Origin of the sequence: Pseudomonas mediterranea CFBP 5447, assembly GCF_000774145.1 — a bacterium.
GTDB lineage: Bacteria > Pseudomonadota > Gammaproteobacteria > Pseudomonadales > Pseudomonadaceae > Aquipseudomonas > Aquipseudomonas mediterranea.
Window position 1 is genome coordinate 486,866 of the sequence record NZ_KN322985.1, and the last position, 16,700, is coordinate 503,565.

Annotated in this window: 15 protein-coding genes; 9 read left to right on the forward strand and 6 right to left on the reverse strand. The window is 61.9% G+C overall.

The genetic code is table 11. The features are described 5' to 3' along the window. Nucleotides 1–75: 75 nt before the first annotated feature. From N005_RS14455 to N005_RS14470, 4 genes are all read right to left on the reverse strand, one after another. Entirely contained in the window at nucleotides 76–1,233 is a 1,158-nt protein-coding gene (locus N005_RS14455; RefSeq protein ID WP_047701806.1) for a phospholipase D-like domain-containing protein, read from the reverse strand. Nucleotide 1,234: 1 nt separating this feature from the next. Then, the gene (locus N005_RS14460) at nucleotides 1,235–1,825 is read right to left on the reverse strand and encodes a YceI family protein (RefSeq protein WP_047701807.1); all 591 of its coding nucleotides are present in this window, start codon (nucleotides 1,823–1,825) and stop codon (nucleotides 1,235–1,237) included. A gap of 246 nt (nucleotides 1,826–2,071) precedes the next feature. Then, nucleotides 2,072–2,383 carry a hypothetical protein gene (locus tag N005_RS14465; RefSeq protein WP_047701808.1) on the reverse strand — a complete coding sequence of 104 codons (312 nt, stop codon included), beginning with the start codon at nucleotides 2,381–2,383 and terminating at the stop codon, nucleotides 2,072–2,074. Continuing rightward, nucleotides 2,380–3,474, reverse strand: a complete 1,095-nt coding sequence (locus tag N005_RS14470) for a serine hydrolase domain-containing protein (protein ID WP_047701809.1) — start codon at nucleotides 3,472–3,474, stop codon at nucleotides 2,380–2,382. The genes N005_RS14465 and N005_RS14470 overlap by 4 nt, the downstream gene beginning before the upstream one ends. 319 nt (nucleotides 3,475–3,793) lie before the next feature. On the opposite strand from N005_RS14470, the gene olsB reads away from it, so the two are divergent. Continuing rightward, a complete protein-coding gene (gene olsB / locus N005_RS14475) occupies nucleotides 3,794–4,549 on the forward strand; it encodes an L-ornithine N(alpha)-acyltransferase (protein ID WP_047701810.1) in 756 nt (251 codons plus the stop codon). Continuing rightward, nucleotides 4,549–5,340, forward strand: a complete 792-nt coding sequence (locus tag N005_RS14480; protein ID WP_047701811.1) for a lysophospholipid acyltransferase family protein — start codon at nucleotides 4,549–4,551, stop codon at nucleotides 5,338–5,340. Before olsB ends, N005_RS14480 begins: the two co-directional genes overlap by 1 nt. Nucleotides 5,341–5,426: 86 nt before the next feature. On the opposite strand, the gene N005_RS14485 is transcribed toward N005_RS14480, so the two are convergent. Then, entirely contained in the window at nucleotides 5,427–6,020 is a 594-nt protein-coding gene (locus N005_RS14485; RefSeq protein WP_047701812.1) for an acyl carrier protein phosphodiesterase, read from the reverse strand. Nucleotides 6,021–6,185: 165 nt separating this feature from the next. On the opposite strand from N005_RS14485, the gene N005_RS14490 reads away from it, so the two are divergent. The 4 genes from N005_RS14490 (at nucleotide 6,186) to N005_RS14505 (ending at nucleotide 9,596) form a co-directional block, all read left to right on the forward strand. Next, nucleotides 6,186–6,488: an ArsR/SmtB family transcription factor gene (locus N005_RS14490; protein WP_003198672.1), complete on the forward strand. Its 303-nt coding sequence runs from the start codon at nucleotides 6,186–6,188 to the stop codon at nucleotides 6,486–6,488. Nucleotides 6,489–6,500: 12 nt separating this feature from the next. Further along, a complete protein-coding gene (locus N005_RS14495) occupies nucleotides 6,501–7,667 on the forward strand; it encodes an MFS transporter (RefSeq protein WP_047701813.1) in 1,167 nt (388 codons plus the stop codon). Between the two features lie 32 nt (nucleotides 7,668–7,699). Then, nucleotides 7,700–8,749, forward strand: a complete 1,050-nt coding sequence (locus N005_RS14500) for an alkene reductase (protein ID WP_047701814.1) — start codon at nucleotides 7,700–7,702, stop codon at nucleotides 8,747–8,749. A gap of 340 nt (nucleotides 8,750–9,089) precedes the next feature. Beyond that, nucleotides 9,090–9,596, forward strand: coding sequence for a hypothetical protein (locus N005_RS14505; RefSeq protein WP_047701815.1), 507 nt, complete (start codon nucleotides 9,090–9,092; stop codon nucleotides 9,594–9,596). A gap of 136 nt (nucleotides 9,597–9,732) precedes the next feature. Here the strand turns inward: N005_RS14505 and N005_RS14510 are convergent, their stop codons facing one another. Beyond that, entirely contained in the window at nucleotides 9,733–10,365 is a 633-nt protein-coding gene (locus N005_RS14510) for a TetR family transcriptional regulator (RefSeq protein WP_047701816.1), read from the reverse strand. Between the two features lie 262 nt (nucleotides 10,366–10,627). Here N005_RS14510 and N005_RS14515 point away from each other — a divergent pair, with 262 nt between their 5' ends. Genes N005_RS14515 through adeC form a run of 3 tightly spaced genes read left to right on the forward strand, consistent with a single transcriptional unit; the run spans nucleotide 10,628 to nucleotide 16,410 of the window. Beyond that, entirely contained in the window at nucleotides 10,628–11,797 is a 1,170-nt protein-coding gene (locus tag N005_RS14515; RefSeq protein ID WP_047701817.1) for an efflux RND transporter periplasmic adaptor subunit, read from the forward strand. A gap of 3 nt (nucleotides 11,798–11,800) precedes the next feature. Further along, nucleotides 11,801–14,956 carry an efflux RND transporter permease subunit EmhB gene (gene emhB, locus N005_RS14520; protein WP_047701818.1) on the forward strand — a complete coding sequence of 1,052 codons (3,156 nt, stop codon included), beginning with the start codon at nucleotides 11,801–11,803 and terminating at the stop codon, nucleotides 14,954–14,956. Continuing rightward, nucleotides 14,953–16,410, forward strand: coding sequence for an AdeC/AdeK/OprM family multidrug efflux complex outer membrane factor (adeC, locus tag N005_RS14525; RefSeq protein ID WP_047701819.1), 1,458 nt, complete (start codon nucleotides 14,953–14,955; stop codon nucleotides 16,408–16,410). Before emhB ends, adeC begins: the two co-directional genes overlap by 4 nt. Nucleotides 16,411–16,700 lie beyond the last annotated feature (290 nt).

A 16,700-nucleotide genomic window follows, 5' to 3' on the forward strand; every position in this document is an offset into this window, starting at 1 on the left:
CAGTCAACCACTCAGTCGGCTGACATACCGCTATCGCGAGCAGGCTCGCTCCCACAGTTGTTTTTAGTGTCTGGATCAGCCCCGCCGATCCAGCAGATTCACCACCACCCGATCCACCAGCCCCCACAGCCGCTGCTTGAAACGCTTCCACAGCGGCCGGCGCTGCCAGGCGTCGAGGCTGACTTGCAGGCTTTGGCTGAAGTCCTGCTCGAAGCTCTCCGCCACTGCACGGCTGAGCCTGGAGTCCAGGGCTTCCAGGTTCGCCTCCAGGTTGAAGCGCAGGTTCCAGTGGTCGAAATTGCACGAACCGATGCTGACCCAGTCGTCCACCAGCACCATCTTCAAATGCAGGAAACACGGCTGGTACTCGAAGATTTTCACCCCGGCCTTGAGCAGGCGCGGGTAGTAGCGGTGCCCGGCGTAACGCACGGACGGATGGTCGGTGCGTGGGCCGGTGAGCAGCAGGCGCACGTCGATGCCCCGGGCGGCGGCCTTGCGCAAGGAACGGCGCACGTTCCACGTCGGCAGGAAGTACGGGGTCGCCATCCAGATGCGTTTCTGGCCGCTGTTCAAGGCCCGGGACAGCGATTGCAGGATATCGCGGTGCTGGCGGGCGTCCGCATACGCCACCCGGCCCATGCCCTCGCCCGCCGGTGGTACCCGCGGCAAACGCGGCAGGCCGAAGTTGGACGCAGGCTTCCAGGCCCGCCGATGACGGTTGGCGAGCCATTGGCGATCGAACAGCAACTGCCAGTCCAGCACCAGCGGGCCGACGATTTCCACCATCACTTCGTGCCACTCGCTGCGACCGTCGAGGGGGTTCCAGAACTCATCGGTCACCCCGGTACCGCCCACCACTGCCAGACGCTGGTCCACCAACAACAGTTTGCGGTGGTCGCGATAGAAATTCCGTACCCAGCGGCGCCAGCTCAGGCGGTTGTAGAAACGCAGTTCCACACCGGCCTCGATCAGCCGATTGCGCAAGCTCAGGGTAAACGCCAGGCTGCCATAGTCATCGAACAGGCAACGTACCCGGACACCGCGCTCGGCCGCCTGGACTAGGGCCTGGACCATCGCTTCGGCACAGGCGCCCGCCTCCACCAGATACAGCTCCAGTTCGACTTGCTCCTGGGCGCGGGCGATTTCCACGAGCATGCGCGGAAAGAACTGCGGGCCGTCGATCAACAGCTCGAACCGATTGCCTTCGCGCCAGGGAAAGACCGGGCCGCTCATGTCAGCGCGCCGTGAAGATCAGCACCGCATTCACCGGCACCGAAAGGCTGATGGCCGACAGCCCGGCCATTTTGCGCAACGTCTCCAGGCCCGGCGCCAGGTCGAAGTCCGCCGCGTTGAGCACCACCGGCTCCAGGGTCACCACCTGGAAGCGGTGTTCATCCAACCGCGTCGCCAGGAGTTCGACGTTGTACTCGTGCTGTTTGCCATGCAAGTCCACGGTCAGTGGCAGGCGCAGTTCCAGCTGGGCACCATTGGCCAGGTCCTGGATCGGCAACAGATCGATCTGCGCGGTGATGGTGGCTTCGCCGAACTGCTTGATGTCGAACAGTTCGGCGCGCATGCGCTCGTCCCGCAGGGGGATGCCGCTGTTGATCGACTCCAGTTCCACTTGCAACCGCGCCAGCCCCTTGGGCTGGACCTGGCCATGCAGCACCAGGAAGCGCTGGACCTCGGAAACATTACCGTTCTTGCTGCTGATGAACGACAACCGTGACGACTCACCGTCCAGGTACCAATCGGCCCGGGCGGGCAGCGCAGCGCCGGCCAGCAGCAAGGTCGCGACAGCGAGGGAAAGAAACCGCTTGGACATACACACTCGGAGGGCAGATAAACCTGTGGCGAACCTTAACCGGGCCGAGGGCGCTTGCAAACTGTCTGTTTAATCCATCGTCCGCAAACACACAGATCCTGTGGCGAGGGGATTTATCCCCTCTGGGGTGCGAAGCGCCCCCAAAAAACTATCAGCCACCGCGATGAAACAGACAGGACGCAGGGGGTCGCTTCGCAACCCAGCGGGGATAAATCCCCTCGCCACAAGGGCCGTGGCGCTCCAGGCTCACGGCTCCAACCGACACCCCTGCCGCTCTCCCATCCACCGTGCGCTGTTGCTGCGCCCCAGCCCGGCGACCGTCACGCGTTTCGCTTCAGGGGTTTCGAGAAAGTTGCTGATGGGTACCGACTGTTTCACGTAGCCACGGCAGTAATCGGCCGGTTGCAGCATCACGTAGCGGCACGAGCAATATTCCTTGGCGGTGTAGGCGCTGATGATGTCGGGGAACGCTCGCAGCGCCACCCGATCGATCCAGAGCCAACCGAACAGCGCGACAAGCAGCGCCACCGTCAGCGTCAGCAATGGCCTGCGGCTCATGGCTGCACCGCCCCGGCGAACGCCGCCATGACACGCTTGAGCAATTCGTTATGGCGATAGCTGCCGTCGCGGTCATCACCGTATCGCACGATGACCAACCTGGCGCTGGGGATGACATACAACGCCTGCCCCCAATGCCCAAGTGCGGCGTAGGTGTCCGCCGGCGCATCGGGCCAGGGGCGGAGGCCGGGGTCGGCGGCACGGTTGAGCCACCAGTGTCCGCCGGGCACGGCCTCGTCCTGGCCGGCCTGGAACCGGGCGAAAGGTTCGCGATTGAACGCCACCCACTCCTTGGGAATCAGCTGCCGCTCGCCCCAGCGGCCATCGCGCTGCATCAGCAAGCCGACACGGGCCAGGTCGCGGGCGGTGAGGTAGGCGTAGGACGAACCGACAAAAGTGCCGCTGGCATCGGTTTCCCAAACAGCATGGCGGATGCCCAGCGGTTCGAACAACGCCGTCCAGGGATAGTCGGGATATCGCGCCGGGCCGACGATATTTTTCAAGGCTGCCGCCAGCAGATTGCTGTCGCCGCTGGAATAACGGAACGACTGCCCCGGCGGACTGTAGCGCTCGTGTTGCGCAGTGAACGCCGCCATGTCGCGGCGCCCCCGGGTGTAGAGCATCGCCACCACCGAGGAGTGGAGCGGTGCGTATTCGTAGTCTTCCTGCCAGTCCACGCCCGAGGCCCAGTGGAAAAGATCGGCCAGGGTCAAGTCCGGCGAGTGGCTCAATGCGGGGTAATACCGGGCCACCGGATCCTGCAGGGCAAATCGCCGTTCACCGTAGGCCACGCCAAACACCGTCGCCATCAGGCTTTTGCTGATGGACCAGGTCAGGTGCGGGGTGTCGGCGCTGGTGGGGCCGGCGTAGCGCTCATAGACCAGACGCCCATCCTGGATCACCAGCAGCGCGTCAGTGCGAATGCCTTGGCGGGTGGCATCGTCGCGCGGTGGAAAAGCGTATTGCTCGAGGGCTTCGATGCTCGACCCGGTGGGCGTCGGGCCGATTGGCCATTGCTCGCCAGGCCAGTCTTCGGCATGGACGCTCAGGTTGAACAGCAGGAGCGGAATCAGGAACCAGCCTTTGCGCATACGGTGGGGCTCGGAGGGATTGAACCTGTCGAGCTTAGCCGGGGTTGATGACAGTTTTGCTGGCTGCGGCATTCCCTTGTGGGAGCGAGCCTGCTCGCGATAGCAGGGTATCAGCCAACATCGATACAACTGATCCACCGCTATCGCGAGCAGGCTCGCTCCCACAGGGGGCTCCCTGAGGGCTGTCACATAAGCATCACCAAAGCTTCATGGCGATGACACCGGGGCTACATAGCCTGACTTTGCACAACATGGCTGCATAAAGAAAGTCGATTGGCTCAACCCCAAGACGGGTGCACAGCCCGCACGGAGATTCGCTATGACTCAGATCGCCCGCATCAGCGACACCGGCAATGAACGCCGCCTGCAAGCCGAACGCCTGATCGGCGCCCAGGCTCTGCAAGAAGCCCAAGCCCTGCGCTTCAACGTCTTCAGCGGCGAATTCAACGCCAAGCTCAAGGGCGCGGAAAGGGGTCTGGACATGGATGACTACGATGTTCACTGCGCCCACATCGGCGTACGCGACCTGAACACCGGGCGCCTCGTGGCGACTACCCGCCTGCTCGACCACCAGGCCGCCAGCAGCCTGGGCCGTTTCTACAGTGAAGAAGAATTCAACCTCCACGGCCTGATCCACCTCAAGGGGCCGATCCTGGAAATCGGCCGTACCTGCGTCGACCCGGCCTACCGCAACGGCGGCACCATCGCGGTGCTCTGGGGTGAACTGGCCGAAGTTCTGAACGAAGGCGGCTACAGCTACTTGATGGGTTGCGCGAGCATTCCAATGCAGGACGGCGGCATCCAGGCCCAGGCGATCATGCAGCGCCTGCGCGAGCGCTACCTGTGCACCGAGCACCTGCAAGCCGAGCCGAAAAAACCGTTGCCGGCCCTCGACGTGCCGTCCAACGTCATCGCCGAAATGCCGCCGCTGCTCAAGGCGTACATGCGCCTGGGCGCGAAGATCTGCGGCGAGCCGTGCTGGGACGAAGATTTCCAGGTGGCCGACGTGTTCATCCTGCTCAAGCGCGACGACCTCTGCCCACGCTACGCCCGCCACTTCAAGGCAGCGGTGTGATGAGCCGGTTGCGGGTGTACGCGCGTATCGCGCGAGTGCTGCTGGTGGTGGCGCTGGGCCTGACGATGGCCAGCGTGTTCGGCCTGTTCGAACGCCTGGGCCTTGCCAACTCCATGGTGCGTCGCCAGCGTTGGTCAAGATTCTTCATGGCGCGCTTGAGCAATGCCCTGCCCTTTTCCGTGACGGTCCACGGTCAGTTGCCGCAACGGCCGATGCTGTGGGTCAGCAATCACGTGTCCTGGACCGATATTCCGCTGCTGGGCATGCTCGCGCCATTGTCGTTCCTGTCCAAGGCCGAGGTGCGTACCTGGCCGGTGGCCGGTTGGTTGGCAGCCAAGGCCGGCAGCCTGTTCATCCGCCGCGGATCAGGGGACAGCCAGTTGATCCGCAAGCAGATGACTCGTCATCTGGAGCAAGCGCATCCGCTGCTGATGTTCCCGGAAGGCACCACCACCGATGGCCGTTCATTGCGCACCTTCCATGGCCGCCTGTTGTCGGCGGCCATCGATGCCGACGTCGCGTTGCAGCCCGTGGCGATTCGTTACTTGCGCAACGGCGAGCCGGACTCGTTGGCGCCATTCATTGGCGATGACGACTTGCTGTCGCACCTGATGCGCTTGTTCAGCAACGACCTGGGGGACGTGCACATCCACCTTTTGCAGCCCATCGCCTGTCACGGCCAGGAACGTGCGGCCCTGGCCTTCCAGGCGCAGCAGGCGGTGCACAAGGCCTTGTTCGGTGTGATTCCCGAGAAGCAGCAGGTGCCGATGCGGCCGGCCATTGCGGCTTGATCCAAACCTTTGCGCAATCCCCTGTGGGAGCGAGCCTGCTCGCGATAGCGGTCTGACATTCAGCGGAGATGTTGACTGTTACACCGCTATCGCGAGCAGGCTCGCTCCCACAGGTGGCTCGCCGCAAATGCCTGAAGCTGCGGATAGAACAAGCGGAAATCCTCACTCAACGGCTCATAAAGCCGGACCAGTTCATCCATTGCACCCGCCAGTTCCTCTGGCCGGGACAGGCGCCGGGAAATGCCTCGCAGGACCTGTCCGAGCACTTCGAACTCCTGATAGGACCCGAGCCAGTCATCCGCGGCCATGTAGGGCGCGATGTGCGCAAGACGTCCGGGCAGTTGCGGTTCGTCGGCCAGCACCCGGTATACCCGGGAGGTGAAGTCCGCCAGTGCCCCATCGCCATACGACGCCCAATCCCGGGCCAGGCAATGATCGAAAAACACGTCGAGCACGATACCGGCGTAGCGCCGCCGCACCGTAGTAAAACGCGACAACGCGCTATCCACCAGCGGGTGCCGGTCGGTGTACTGGTCGATGCGCCGATGCAGGGCGATGCCCGCTTCGATCCGTGGGTCGTAGGTGCCTTGCAGCGGTCCCTTGACGAAATCGCCATAGAGACTGCCGAGCAGTTGTTCCCGGCCGGAGCCGCCAAGGTGCAGGTGCGCGAGGTAGTTCATGACCCGCAGCTTATCACCACCACGCCCATATCGTTATAACCCGATATAGCGATTTGTTCGGTATTCAGATCAAATCCATATTGGTATATCGCGAAATAACGATTTAAGGTTCGCCTCATCGCGATATAGCGTTTTACTCACCTGAACCCACTACGAACTGCCCACATGACCCTTGACCTCGACGAAATAATAAAAGCACTGGCACACCCGGTACGGCGAGACATCCTCAACTGGCTCAAAGACCCCAAGGTCCAGTTCCCTGAACAATTGCACAACCACGAGTTCGGCATCTGCGCCGGACAGATCGACCAGCGTTGCGGCCTGTCGCAGTCCACGGTGTCGGCCCATCTGGCGGTGTTGCAACGGGCGGGGCTGATCACCAGCCAGAAGGTCGGTCAATGGCACTTCTTCAAACGCAACGAGGAAGTGATCCAGCAGTTCCTCAAGCAAATGAGCCAAGAGCTCTGACAAGGATTCGCCATGCCCCTCTCACTCCTTATCCTGGCCCTCAGCGCCTTCGCCATCGGTACCACCGAGTTCGTCATCATGGGCCTGTTGCCCGATGTGGCGGCTGACCTGGGTGTATCGATCCCCGGCGCCGGCTGGCTGGTGACCGGCTACGCCCTGGGCGTGGCCATCGGTGCTCCCTTCATGGCCCTGGCCACCGCCCGGCTGCCACGCAAGGCCGCGCTGGTGGCGCTGATGGGGATTTTCATCATCGGCAACCTGCTGTGCGCCATTGCCAGCGACTACAACGTGCTGATGTTCGCCCGGGTCGTGACCGCCTTGTGCCACGGCGCGTTCTTCGGAATCGGTTCGGTAGTGGCCGCCGGCCTGGTGGCGCCCAACAAGCGCGCCTCGGCCGTGGCCCTGATGTTCACCGGCCTGACCCTGGCCAATGTCCTCGGCGTCCCGCTGGGTACGGCACTGGGCCAGGAAGCGGGCTGGCGTTCGACCTTCTGGGCCGTGACCCTCATCGGTGTGGTGGCGCTGATCGGTCTGATCCGCTTCCTGCCGGCCAAGCGCGATGAAGAAAAACTCGACATGCGCTCGGAACTGGTGGCGCTCAAGGGTGCGGGCCTGTGGCTGTCCCTGGGCATGACGGCGCTGTTTTCCGCCTCGGTGTTCACCCTGTTCACCTACGTCGCCCCGTTGCTGGGTGAAGTCACCGGCGTGTCGCCCCGTGGCGTGACGTGGACCCTGGTGCTGATCGGCCTGGGCCTGACCCTGGGCAATATCATCGGCGGCAAGCTGGCGGACAAGAGCCTGGCGAACACGCTGATCGGTGTGTTCGTCACCATGGCCGTGGTCTCCACCGTGTTGAGCTGGACCAGCGTGGCGCTGATCCCCACCGAAATGACCCTGTTCCTCTGGGCCACCGCCTGCTTCGCGGCCGTGCCGGCCCTGCAAGTCAACGTGGTGACCTTCGGCAAAGAGGCACCGAACCTGGTGTCTACCCTGAACATCGGCGCTTTCAACATCGGCAACGCCTTGGGCGCCTGGGTCGGCGGCAGCGTCATCGACCAGGGCCTGGGCCTGACCAGCGTTCCCCTCGCCGCCGGTGCGCTGGCGGTACTGGCGCTGTTGATCACCCTGATTACTTTCCGCCAGGGCGCCAACCCCGACCTGGCTCCGGCAACTCGTTGATTTTCAACTTCCACTTTCGAGGCTTGTAATTCATGACGACTATTTTCGACCCGATCAAACTCGGCGACATCGAGCTGAAGAACCGCATCATCATGGCGCCACTGACCCGCTGCCGCGCCGATGCGGGCCGCGTACCCAACGCGTTGATGGCCGAGTACTACGTGCAACGCGCCTCCGCCGGCCTGATCCTCAGCGAAGCCACCTCCGTCACGCCGATGGGCGTGGGTTATCCGGATACCCCGGGCATCTGGTCCAACGATCAGGTGCGCGGCTGGGCCAACGTGACCAAGGCGATCCACGGTGCCGGCGGCAAGATCTTCCTGCAGCTGTGGCACGTGGGCCGGATCTCCCATCCGTCGTACCTGAATGGCGAAACCCCGGTGGCACCCAGCGCCATCCAGCCCAAAGGCCACGTGAGCCTGGTGCGTCCATTGGCCGACTACCCGACGCCACGGGCCCTGGAAACCGCTGAAATCGCCGACATCGTCGACGCCTACCGCGTAGGCGCCGAAAACGCCAAGGCCGCCGGTTTCGACGGCGTGGAAATCCACGGCGCCAACGGCTACCTGCTCGACCAGTTCCTGCAAAGCAGCACCAACCAGCGTACCGACCACTACGGCGGCTCCCTGGAAAACCGCGCCCGCCTGTTGCTGGAAGTGACCGATGCCGCCATCGAAGTCTGGGGCGCCGGCCGGGTTGGCGTGCACCTGGCGCCACGTGCCGACTCCCATGACATGGGCGACGAGAACCGCCTGGAAACCTTCAGCTACGTGGCCCGAGAGCTGGGCAAGCGTGGCATCGCGTTCATCTGCTCCCGCGAGAAGGAAGGCGACGACAGCATCGGCCCGCAACTCAAGCAAGCTTTCGGCGGCCCGTACATTGCCAATGAGCGCTTCACCAAGGACAGCGCCAATGCCTGGCTGGCCGAGGGCAAGGCCGATGCCGTGGCATTCGGTGTGCCTTTCATTGCCAACCCGGACTTGCCGGCACGCTTGAAAGCCGATGCGCCGCTGAATGAGCCACACCCGGAAACGTTCTATGGAAAAGGGCCGGTGGGTTATATCGATTATCCCGTGATGTAAGCATGTAACTCAGGCCAACTGAAAAGCCCCGACTCGAAAGAGCCAGGGCTTTTTTTATGCCTGTCAACTTTAACTCCGCACCAATTAACCAGCGCTGACACAACGAATAACAAGACGAAACTTATCCACTATGGATTCACGCATCGAACAACGCTAATAATAAAACCCGAACAACACTTCACCCACACAAAGGATTGACGCTTATATATTCACCTCCAGCAATAATTCAACACCCGACAAGTAAAGCTCGGTAAAACAACACCATCCAATCAAACCCACAACATACCCATCAATGTATGCAGGCTTTAGCGAGCGTTGCATTTATGAGAGACGCATAACCATGAATATCCTGAAAAGTTTCATCCTTGCCCTGGTGCTGGGGCCCGCTATGGTTGCCAACAGCATGGCCAACACCGGCATCACCGTGGAGATTACAAACAATACCAACGGTACGTTGAGCATGACCAACCTGCTGACCGATCCGCCACAGCCTGCGGACTTTTCTTCGAACGCTTATGACGTGTCGCCCAAGTCCATTCGCAATATCCATTTCGTCCATCAAAGGAGTTACACCTATCCCACAGCGGGTTGGCAACCCACACTGAAGAAAGTCAAACCTATTGAACTCGTTCTCTCTTATGCCTTGAGCAATTACGACTTCGAATGCCAGATGCAAACCCGATTCCAAGCCCCAGTCGTCTTTGGCACCCTGGAACCCCGTTACAAACCGGACTGGAACAGTCGATCGAACTACACCGGCGATGGCAAATACACTTGCAGGACTGAAGTCTCGCAAAAGATGCTCGAACCGCCCTTCAACTACACTGTTCGCCTGATTGTCGAATAGGCCGTAGACACGCGATAGCGACGCGCGCGTTGTCAATGTGCAGACGATTCATCTATAAGTACCCCGTCGGGCTTGAGGCCCACGGGGTATTCGTCATCAGCTATTGACACATATCGACGCAATTACGCATTTTGTTTCATTTGCGCAGGTTGGGGCTCAGGCGCAGCATGTCCAGCCCGATGTCCACCCAGCGCTCGGCCTCACCAGCCAGGGCGAAGCTGTCGGGGACCAACAGCCATTGGTAGAGGATGCCATCGATGTAGGCATGGAGGGCAACCGCCGCCCTTTCCGGGTCCATATCACCCGGCAACTGTCCACGCGTCATTGCATTGCGCAACGACAGCGCGATACGCACATTGCAGTCGAGGCTGACTTCGCGCCGCTGCTGGCGCAAATCGCACATCTCATCGGTGAACTCGCACTTATGGAAAAGAATCTCATTGATGCGTCGGGTTTTCGGGTCCAGGGCCACCTGCTGGAACAACCGCACCAGCAGCTTCCGGACGCAGCCCAACGGGTCCGGCTCTTCTTCGTTTTCACTGGCGCGGGCCAGTTCATCGAGCGGCTCATGCAAGGTGTCGAGCATGGCCTGGAGCAGATCCGCCTTGTTGCTGAAATGCCAATAGATCGCCCCGCGTGTCACACCGGCCAGGGTCGCAATGTCGGCCAGCGTCGTGCGCGCCACGCCACGCTCGAAAAAGGCTTTTTCGGCCGCTTCGAGTATCTGGCTGCGAGTCTCCAGGGCTTCCTCTTTGGTACGACGAACCATGGCAGTAAACACCTCAATCAGGATGCATGAGCAATGCGTAAGGTCAGCTGAGCGAATATAGAGCGCCCTCTCATAGGAGCGGACCTCCGGTCAACAGGGCCTTTGTCAGGCTTTTGTAAAGCCGGATGGTACGCAATTTGGCTGTTTACAAACAACCATGTACGTAAGTATATTTCTTAGCAACCTACTAATTGAAAAATGACGCCTTTCTAACTTTCCACCTTTCGAGTGCGCCTGTTGCGCGCCTGACCCGAGGATTTCCATGCAATTCAAGCCAGCTGTTACCGCTCTGGTTACCGCCATCGCCCTGGCATCACTGCTCAGCGGATGCAAAAAGGAAGAGGCGGCCCCCGCCGCACCACCCCCTCAGGTCGGCGTCGTAACCCTCAAAACCCAGCCTTTCACCTTGACGTCCGAATTGCCCGGCCGTACCAGCGCGTTCCGTGTCGCGGAAGTCCGTCCACAGGTCAACGGCATCATCCTCAAGCGTCTGTTCAAGGAAGGCGCCGACGTCAAGGCCGGCCAGCAGCTGTATCAGATCGACCCGGCGGTGTACGAAGCGACCCTCAAGAGCGCCGAGGCGAACTTGCGCTCAACCAAATCCATCGCCGATCGCTACAAGCAATTGGTGGATGAACAGGCCGTCAGCCGTCAGGAATACGACACCGCCGTGGCCAATCGCCTCGAATCGGAAGCCAACCTGCAAACCGCTCAGATCAACGTGCGCTACACCAAGGTCTATGCACCGATTTCCGGTCGCATCGGCCGTTCTTCGGTCACCGAGGGCGCGCTGGTCAGCAACGGTCAGGCCGACGCCCTGGCGACTATCCAGCAGTTGGACCCGATCTATGTCGACGTGACCCAGAGTTCGGTCGAACTGCTGCAATTGCGTCGTGAGCTGGAAAGCGGCCGGTTGCAGAAGGCTGGCGACAATGCCGCCATGGTCAAGCTGACCCTGGAGGATGGCAGCCAGTATGCCCATGACGGCAAGCTGGAGTTTTCCGAAGTGTCGGTCGACCAGACCACCGGCTCCGTCACCTTGCGGGCCGTGTTCCCCAACCCGGACCACACCCTGCTGCCGGGCATGTTCGTCCATGCGCAGTTGCAGGCCGGGGTGAACAGCGCGGCGATCCTGGCGCCGCAGCAGGGCGTGACCCGTGACCTCAAGGGCCTGCCGACCGCATTGGTGGTAGGCCCGGACAACAAGGTCGAACTGCGTCAGCTCAAGGCCAGCCGCACCGTCGGCAGCCAGTGGCTGATCGAAGACGGGCTCAAGGCCGGCGATCGCCTGATTACCGAAGGCCTGCAGTACGTACGGCCCGGGGTTGAAGTCAAGGCCACCGAAGCCACCAACGTGAACAGCAACGCAGCCACCAAGAACCCGGCCCCCGCTCAGGCAGCTGACAAAGCAGCCGGCGGCAAAGGGGAGTAAACCATGTCGAAATTCTTTATCGACCGTCCGATCTTCGCCTGGGTGATCGCCCTGGTGATCATGCTGGTCGGGGCTCTATCGATCCTCAAGTTGCCGATCAACCAGTACCCGAGCATCGCGCCGCCGGCCATCGCGATCCAGGTCACCTACCCGGGTGCGTCCGCGCAAACCGTGCAGGACACCGTGGTCCAGGTGATCGAGCAGCAGCTCAACGGTATCGACAACCTGCGTTATGTGTCCTCGGAAAGTAACTCCGACGGCAGCATGACCATCACCGCGACCTTCGAGCAGGGTACCAACTCCGATACCGCGCAGGTCCAGGTCCAGAACAAGCTGAACCTGGCCACCCCGTTGCTGCCGCAAGAAGTGCAGCAGCAGGGTATCCGCGTGACCAAGTCAGTGAAGAACTTCCTGATGGTGATCGGCGTCGTATCGCGCGACGGCAGCATGACCAAGGACGACCTGTCCAACTACATCGTGTCCAACATGCAGGACCCGATTTCGCGCACGGCCGGTGTCGGTGACTTCCAGGTCTTCGGCGCCCAGTACGCGATGCGGATCTGGCTCGACCCGGCCAAGCTGAACAACTATGCGCTGACCCCGGTGGACGTCAAAACCGCCATCGCCGCGCAGAACGTCCAGGTGTCCTCCGGCCAGCTCGGCGGCCTGCCTGCCCTGCCCGGCCAGCAACTGAACGCCACCATCATCGGCAAGACCCGCCTGCAGACCGCCGAACAGTTCAAGGCAATTCTGCTCAAGGTCAACCCGGATGGCTCGCAAGTGCGCGTCGGTGACGTCGCCGATGTCGGCCTGGGTGGCGAGAACTACAGCATCAGTGCCCAGTTCAACGGCGCCCCGGCTTCGGGCCTGGCCGTCAAACTGGCCAACGGTGCCAACGCCCTCGACACGGCCAAGGCCCTGCGCAAGACCATCAACGACCTCAAGCCGTTCTTCCCGCAAGGCATGGAAGTGGTGTTCCCCTACGACACCACGCCAGTGGTGAGCGAGTCGATCAAGGGCGTGGTGGAAACCCTGGTGGAAGCGGTCGCCCTGGTGTTCCTGGTGATGTTCCTGTTCCTGCAGAACTTCCGCGCCACCATCATCACCACGATGACCGTGCCGGTTGTACTGCTGGGTACGTTCGGGATCCTCGCGGCGTTCGGCTTCAGCATCAACACCCTGACCATGTTCGGCATGGTGCTCGCCATCGGCTTGCTGGTGGACGACGCCATCGTCGTGGTGGAAAACGTCGAACGGGTGATGAGCGAGGAAGGCCTGTCACCCAAGGAGGCGACGAAAAAATCCATGGGCCAGATCCAGGGTGCCCTGGTGGGTATCGCCCTGGTGCTTTCGGCGGTACTGCTGCCGATGGCGTTCTTCGGCGGCTCCACCGGTGTGATCTATAAACAGTTCTCCATCACCATCGTCTCGGCCATGGCCCTGTCGGTACTGGTGGCGCTGATCTTCACCCCGGCGCTCTGCGCAACCATGCTCAAACCCATTGCCAAGGGTGACCATGGCGTGGAGAAACGTGGGTTCTTCGGCTGGTTCAACCGCAACTTCGACCGCAGCGTGCAAAGCTACGAGCGGGGTGTCGGCAATATCCTGCGCCATAAAGCACCGTACCTGCTGGTCTACCTGATTATCGTCGTCGGTATGATCTGGCTGTTCATGCGTATTCCGGCCTCTTTCCTCCCCGAGGAAGACCAGGGGGTGCTGTTTGCCCAGGTCCAGACGCCAGCCGGGTCCAGCGCCCAGCGCACCCAGGTGGTGGTGGACAAGATGCGTGAGTACCTGCTGCGTCCAGGCAAGGATGGCGGTGAAGGCGATGGCGTGGCCTCGGTGTTCACCGTGACCGGCTTCAACTTCGCCGGCCGCGGCCAGAGCTCGGGCATGGCGTTCATCATGCTCAAGCCGTGGGAAGAGCGTAACGCCGACAACAGCGTGTTCAAGATCTCCGCCCGCGCCCAGCAGCACTTCTTCACCTTCCGCGACGCCATGGTGTTCGCCTTTGCCCCTCCGGCGGTGCTGGAACTGGGTAACGCCACAGGTTTCGACGTGTTCCTGCAGGACCGTGCCGGCGTCGGCCATCAGAAGTTGATGGAAGCGCGTAACCAGTTCCTGGGCATGGCGTCCCAAAGCAAGGTACTGGCCCAGGTGCGTCCGAACGGCCTGAACGACGAGCCGCAATACCAGCTGGAAATCGATGACGAGAAGGCCAGCGCCCTCGGCGTGACCATTTCGGACATCAACAACACCTTGTCGATTGCCCTGGGCAGTAGCTACGTCAACGACTTCATCGACCGTGGTCGGGTGAAGAAGGTGTATGTCCAGGGACAGGCAGGCGCTCGCATGAGCCCCGAAGACCTGCAGAAATGGTACGTGCGCAACAGCGCGGGAACCATGGTGCCGTTCACCGCCTTCGCCAAGGGCGAGTGGGTCTATGGCTCGCCGAAGTTGTCCCGTTACAACGGCGTGGAAGCGATGGAAGTGCTCGGCACTCCGGCTCCCGGCTACTCCACCGGTGAAGCCATGGCCGAAGTCGAGGCCATCGCCAAGAAGCTGCCGGCCGGTGTCGGTATTTCCTGGACCGGCCTGTCGTATGAAGAACGACTGGCAGGCTCCCAGATGCCGGCGCTGTTCGCCCTGTCGATCCTGATGGTGTTTCTCTGCCTGGCGGCGCTGTATGAGAGCTGGTCGATCCCGATTGCGATCGTGCTCGTGGTGCCGCTGGGGATCATCGGTGCGTTGATGGCGACCAGCTTGCGCGGGCTTTCCAATGACGTGTACTTTCTGGTCGGTCTGTTGACCACCATCGGCCTGGTCGCGAAGAACGCCATCCTGATCGTCGAGTTCGCCAAGGAACTGCATGAGCACGGCAAGAGCCTGCAAGAGGCGGCCATCGAGGCTTGCCGGATGCGACTGCGGCCGATCATCATGACCTCGCTCGCGTTTATCCTCGGCGTGGTGCCCTTGGCAATTTCCACAGGTGCCGGCTCGGGTAGCCAACATGCCATCGGCACCGTGGTGATCGGCGGGATGATCACCGCCACCGTCCTGGCGATCTTCTGGGTGCCGCTGTTCTTCGTGGCCGTTTCGTCGATAGGTCGTCGCAAAAAGGACGACACCCCTGAAACCATTAAAGAGGCTGGGCAATGAGCAAGTCGTTACTCTCTCTGACCATCGCCGCCGTCGTGCTCAGCGGCTGCTCGCTGATCCCCGACTATCAGCGGCCCGAAGCACCGGTCGCGGCACAATACCCCCAAGGTCCGGCCTACGAGCCGGCCAAGGCGGCCGGCCAGGCGGCCGCGGAACAGGGCTGGAAGCAGTTCTTCCATGACCCGGCCCTGCAACAGCTGATCCAGGTCGCCCTGGAAAACAACCGCGACCTGCGCGTCGCGGCGCTGAACATCGATGCCTACGCCGCGCAGTACAACATCCAGCGCGCGGACCTGTTCCCGGCGGTCTCGGCCACCGGTTCGGGCAGCCGCCAGCGGGTACCGGCACGGGCCTCGCAGACCGGACAAGCAGCCATCAGCAGCTCCTACTCGGCCACCCTGGGCATCAGTGCCTATGAACTGGACCTGTTCGGCCGGGTTCGCAGCCTGAGCGAGCAAGCGCTGCAAAGCTACTTCGCCACCGAGGAAGCCCGCCGCAGTACCCAGATCAGCCTGGTGGCCAGCGTCGCCAACGCCTACCTGACCTGGCAGGCCGACAAGGAACTGCTCAAGCTGACCCAGGAAACCCTGGGGACCTACGAGCAGAGCCTCAAGCTGACCACCCGCAGCGCCGATGTCGGCGTCGCCTCGGCGCTTGACCTGAGCCAGGCGCGCACGGCGGTGGAAAACGCCCGTGTGCAACTGGCCCGCTACACCCGCCAGGTGGCCCAGGACGAAAACAACCTGACCCTGCTGCTGGGCACCGGCCTGCCGGCCAACCTGAACACGCAACCACTGAGCAACGACCTGCTCAGCGAAGTGCCGGCCGGGTTGCCGTCGGACTTGCTGCAACGTCGTCCGGACATTCTCCAGGCCGAACACAACCTGCTTGCCGCCAACGCCAACATCGGCGCCGCGCGGGCCGCGTTCTTCCCGAGCATCAGCCTGACGGCCAACGCCGGCACGCTGAGCCCGGACCTGTCCGGCCTGTTCAAGGGCGGTTCGGGTACCTGGACCTTCGCCCCGCAGATCAACCTGCCGATCTTCAACGCCGGCAGCCTGCGGGCGAGCCTGGATTACGCCAAGATCCAGAAAGACATCAACGTCGCGCAGTACGAGAAGTCGATTCAGACGGCATTCCAGGAAGTCTCCGACGGCCTGGCGGCACGCCAGACCTACAACGAGCAGTTGCAGGCCCAGACCGACTTCGTCGCCGCCAACCAGGATTACTATCGCCTGGCCGAGCGTCGCTATCGCATTGGTGTCGACAGCAACCTGACCTTCCTCGATGCCCAACGCCAGCTGTTCAGCGCCCAACAGTCGCTGATCACCGACCGCCTCGCGCAATTGACCAGCGAGGTCAATCTGTACAAGGCGCTGGGGGGTGGGTGGAATGCCGAGACGGGCAAGAACGAGCCGGTGAAGGAAGAAGCGCCGAAGATGAAATTGTTCTGATTGATGCTTGAACGCTGAAACACGAAGCCCACCGAGAGGTGGGCTTTTTGTTTGGGTTTCTACAGGGTTGTGTGGGAGCGAGCTTGCTCGCGATGGCGGCCTGTCAGCTGATCGAGTACATATCCATTGCTGCGGTAACGGCTGCTTAGGGTTTCGCCCTGACGGCGACTTACTTTCTTTCAAACGCCAAAGAAAGTAAGCAAAGAACGCTGGCCCCACCACTCGGCACCTCGCCAAGGCGAGGTGTTCCCTCACTCCGGCATTGCTCCGTGGGCCCGCCGCGAAGGGCC

Excerpts from the sequence above, each read along its gene's own strand:
- emhB (WP_047701818.1), top strand. The coding sequence starts at position 11,801 with ATGTCGAAATTCTTTATCGACCGTCCGATCTTCGCCTGGGTGATCGCC.
- N005_RS14460 (WP_047701807.1), bottom strand. The coding sequence starts at position 1,825 with ATGTCCAAGCGGTTTCTTTCCCTCGCTGTCGCGACCTTGCTGCTGGCC.
- N005_RS14515 (WP_047701817.1), top strand. The coding sequence starts at position 10,628 with ATGCAATTCAAGCCAGCTGTTACCGCTCTGGTTACCGCCATCGCCCTG.
- N005_RS14510 (WP_047701816.1), bottom strand. The coding sequence starts at position 10,365 with ATGGTTCGTCGTACCAAAGAGGAAGCCCTGGAGACTCGCAGCCAGATA.
- N005_RS14470 (WP_047701809.1), bottom strand. The coding sequence starts at position 3,474 with ATGCGCAAAGGCTGGTTCCTGATTCCGCTCCTGCTGTTCAACCTGAGC.
- N005_RS14455 (WP_047701806.1), bottom strand. The coding sequence starts at position 1,233 with ATGAGCGGCCCGGTCTTTCCCTGGCGCGAAGGCAATCGGTTCGAGCTG.
- N005_RS14465 (WP_047701808.1), bottom strand. The coding sequence starts at position 2,383 with ATGAGCCGCAGGCCATTGCTGACGCTGACGGTGGCGCTGCTTGTCGCG.
- N005_RS14480 (WP_047701811.1), top strand. The coding sequence starts at position 4,549 with ATGAGCCGGTTGCGGGTGTACGCGCGTATCGCGCGAGTGCTGCTGGTG.
- olsB (WP_047701810.1), top strand. The coding sequence starts at position 3,794 with ATGACTCAGATCGCCCGCATCAGCGACACCGGCAATGAACGCCGCCTG.
- N005_RS14485 (WP_047701812.1), bottom strand. The coding sequence starts at position 6,020 with ATGAACTACCTCGCGCACCTGCACCTTGGCGGCTCCGGCCGGGAACAA.
- N005_RS14505 (WP_047701815.1), top strand. The coding sequence starts at position 9,090 with ATGAATATCCTGAAAAGTTTCATCCTTGCCCTGGTGCTGGGGCCCGCT.
- N005_RS14500 (WP_047701814.1), top strand. The coding sequence starts at position 7,700 with ATGACGACTATTTTCGACCCGATCAAACTCGGCGACATCGAGCTGAAG.
- N005_RS14490 (WP_003198672.1), top strand. The coding sequence starts at position 6,186 with ATGACCCTTGACCTCGACGAAATAATAAAAGCACTGGCACACCCGGTA.
- adeC (WP_047701819.1), top strand. The coding sequence starts at position 14,953 with ATGAGCAAGTCGTTACTCTCTCTGACCATCGCCGCCGTCGTGCTCAGC.
- N005_RS14495 (WP_047701813.1), top strand. The coding sequence starts at position 6,501 with ATGCCCCTCTCACTCCTTATCCTGGCCCTCAGCGCCTTCGCCATCGGT.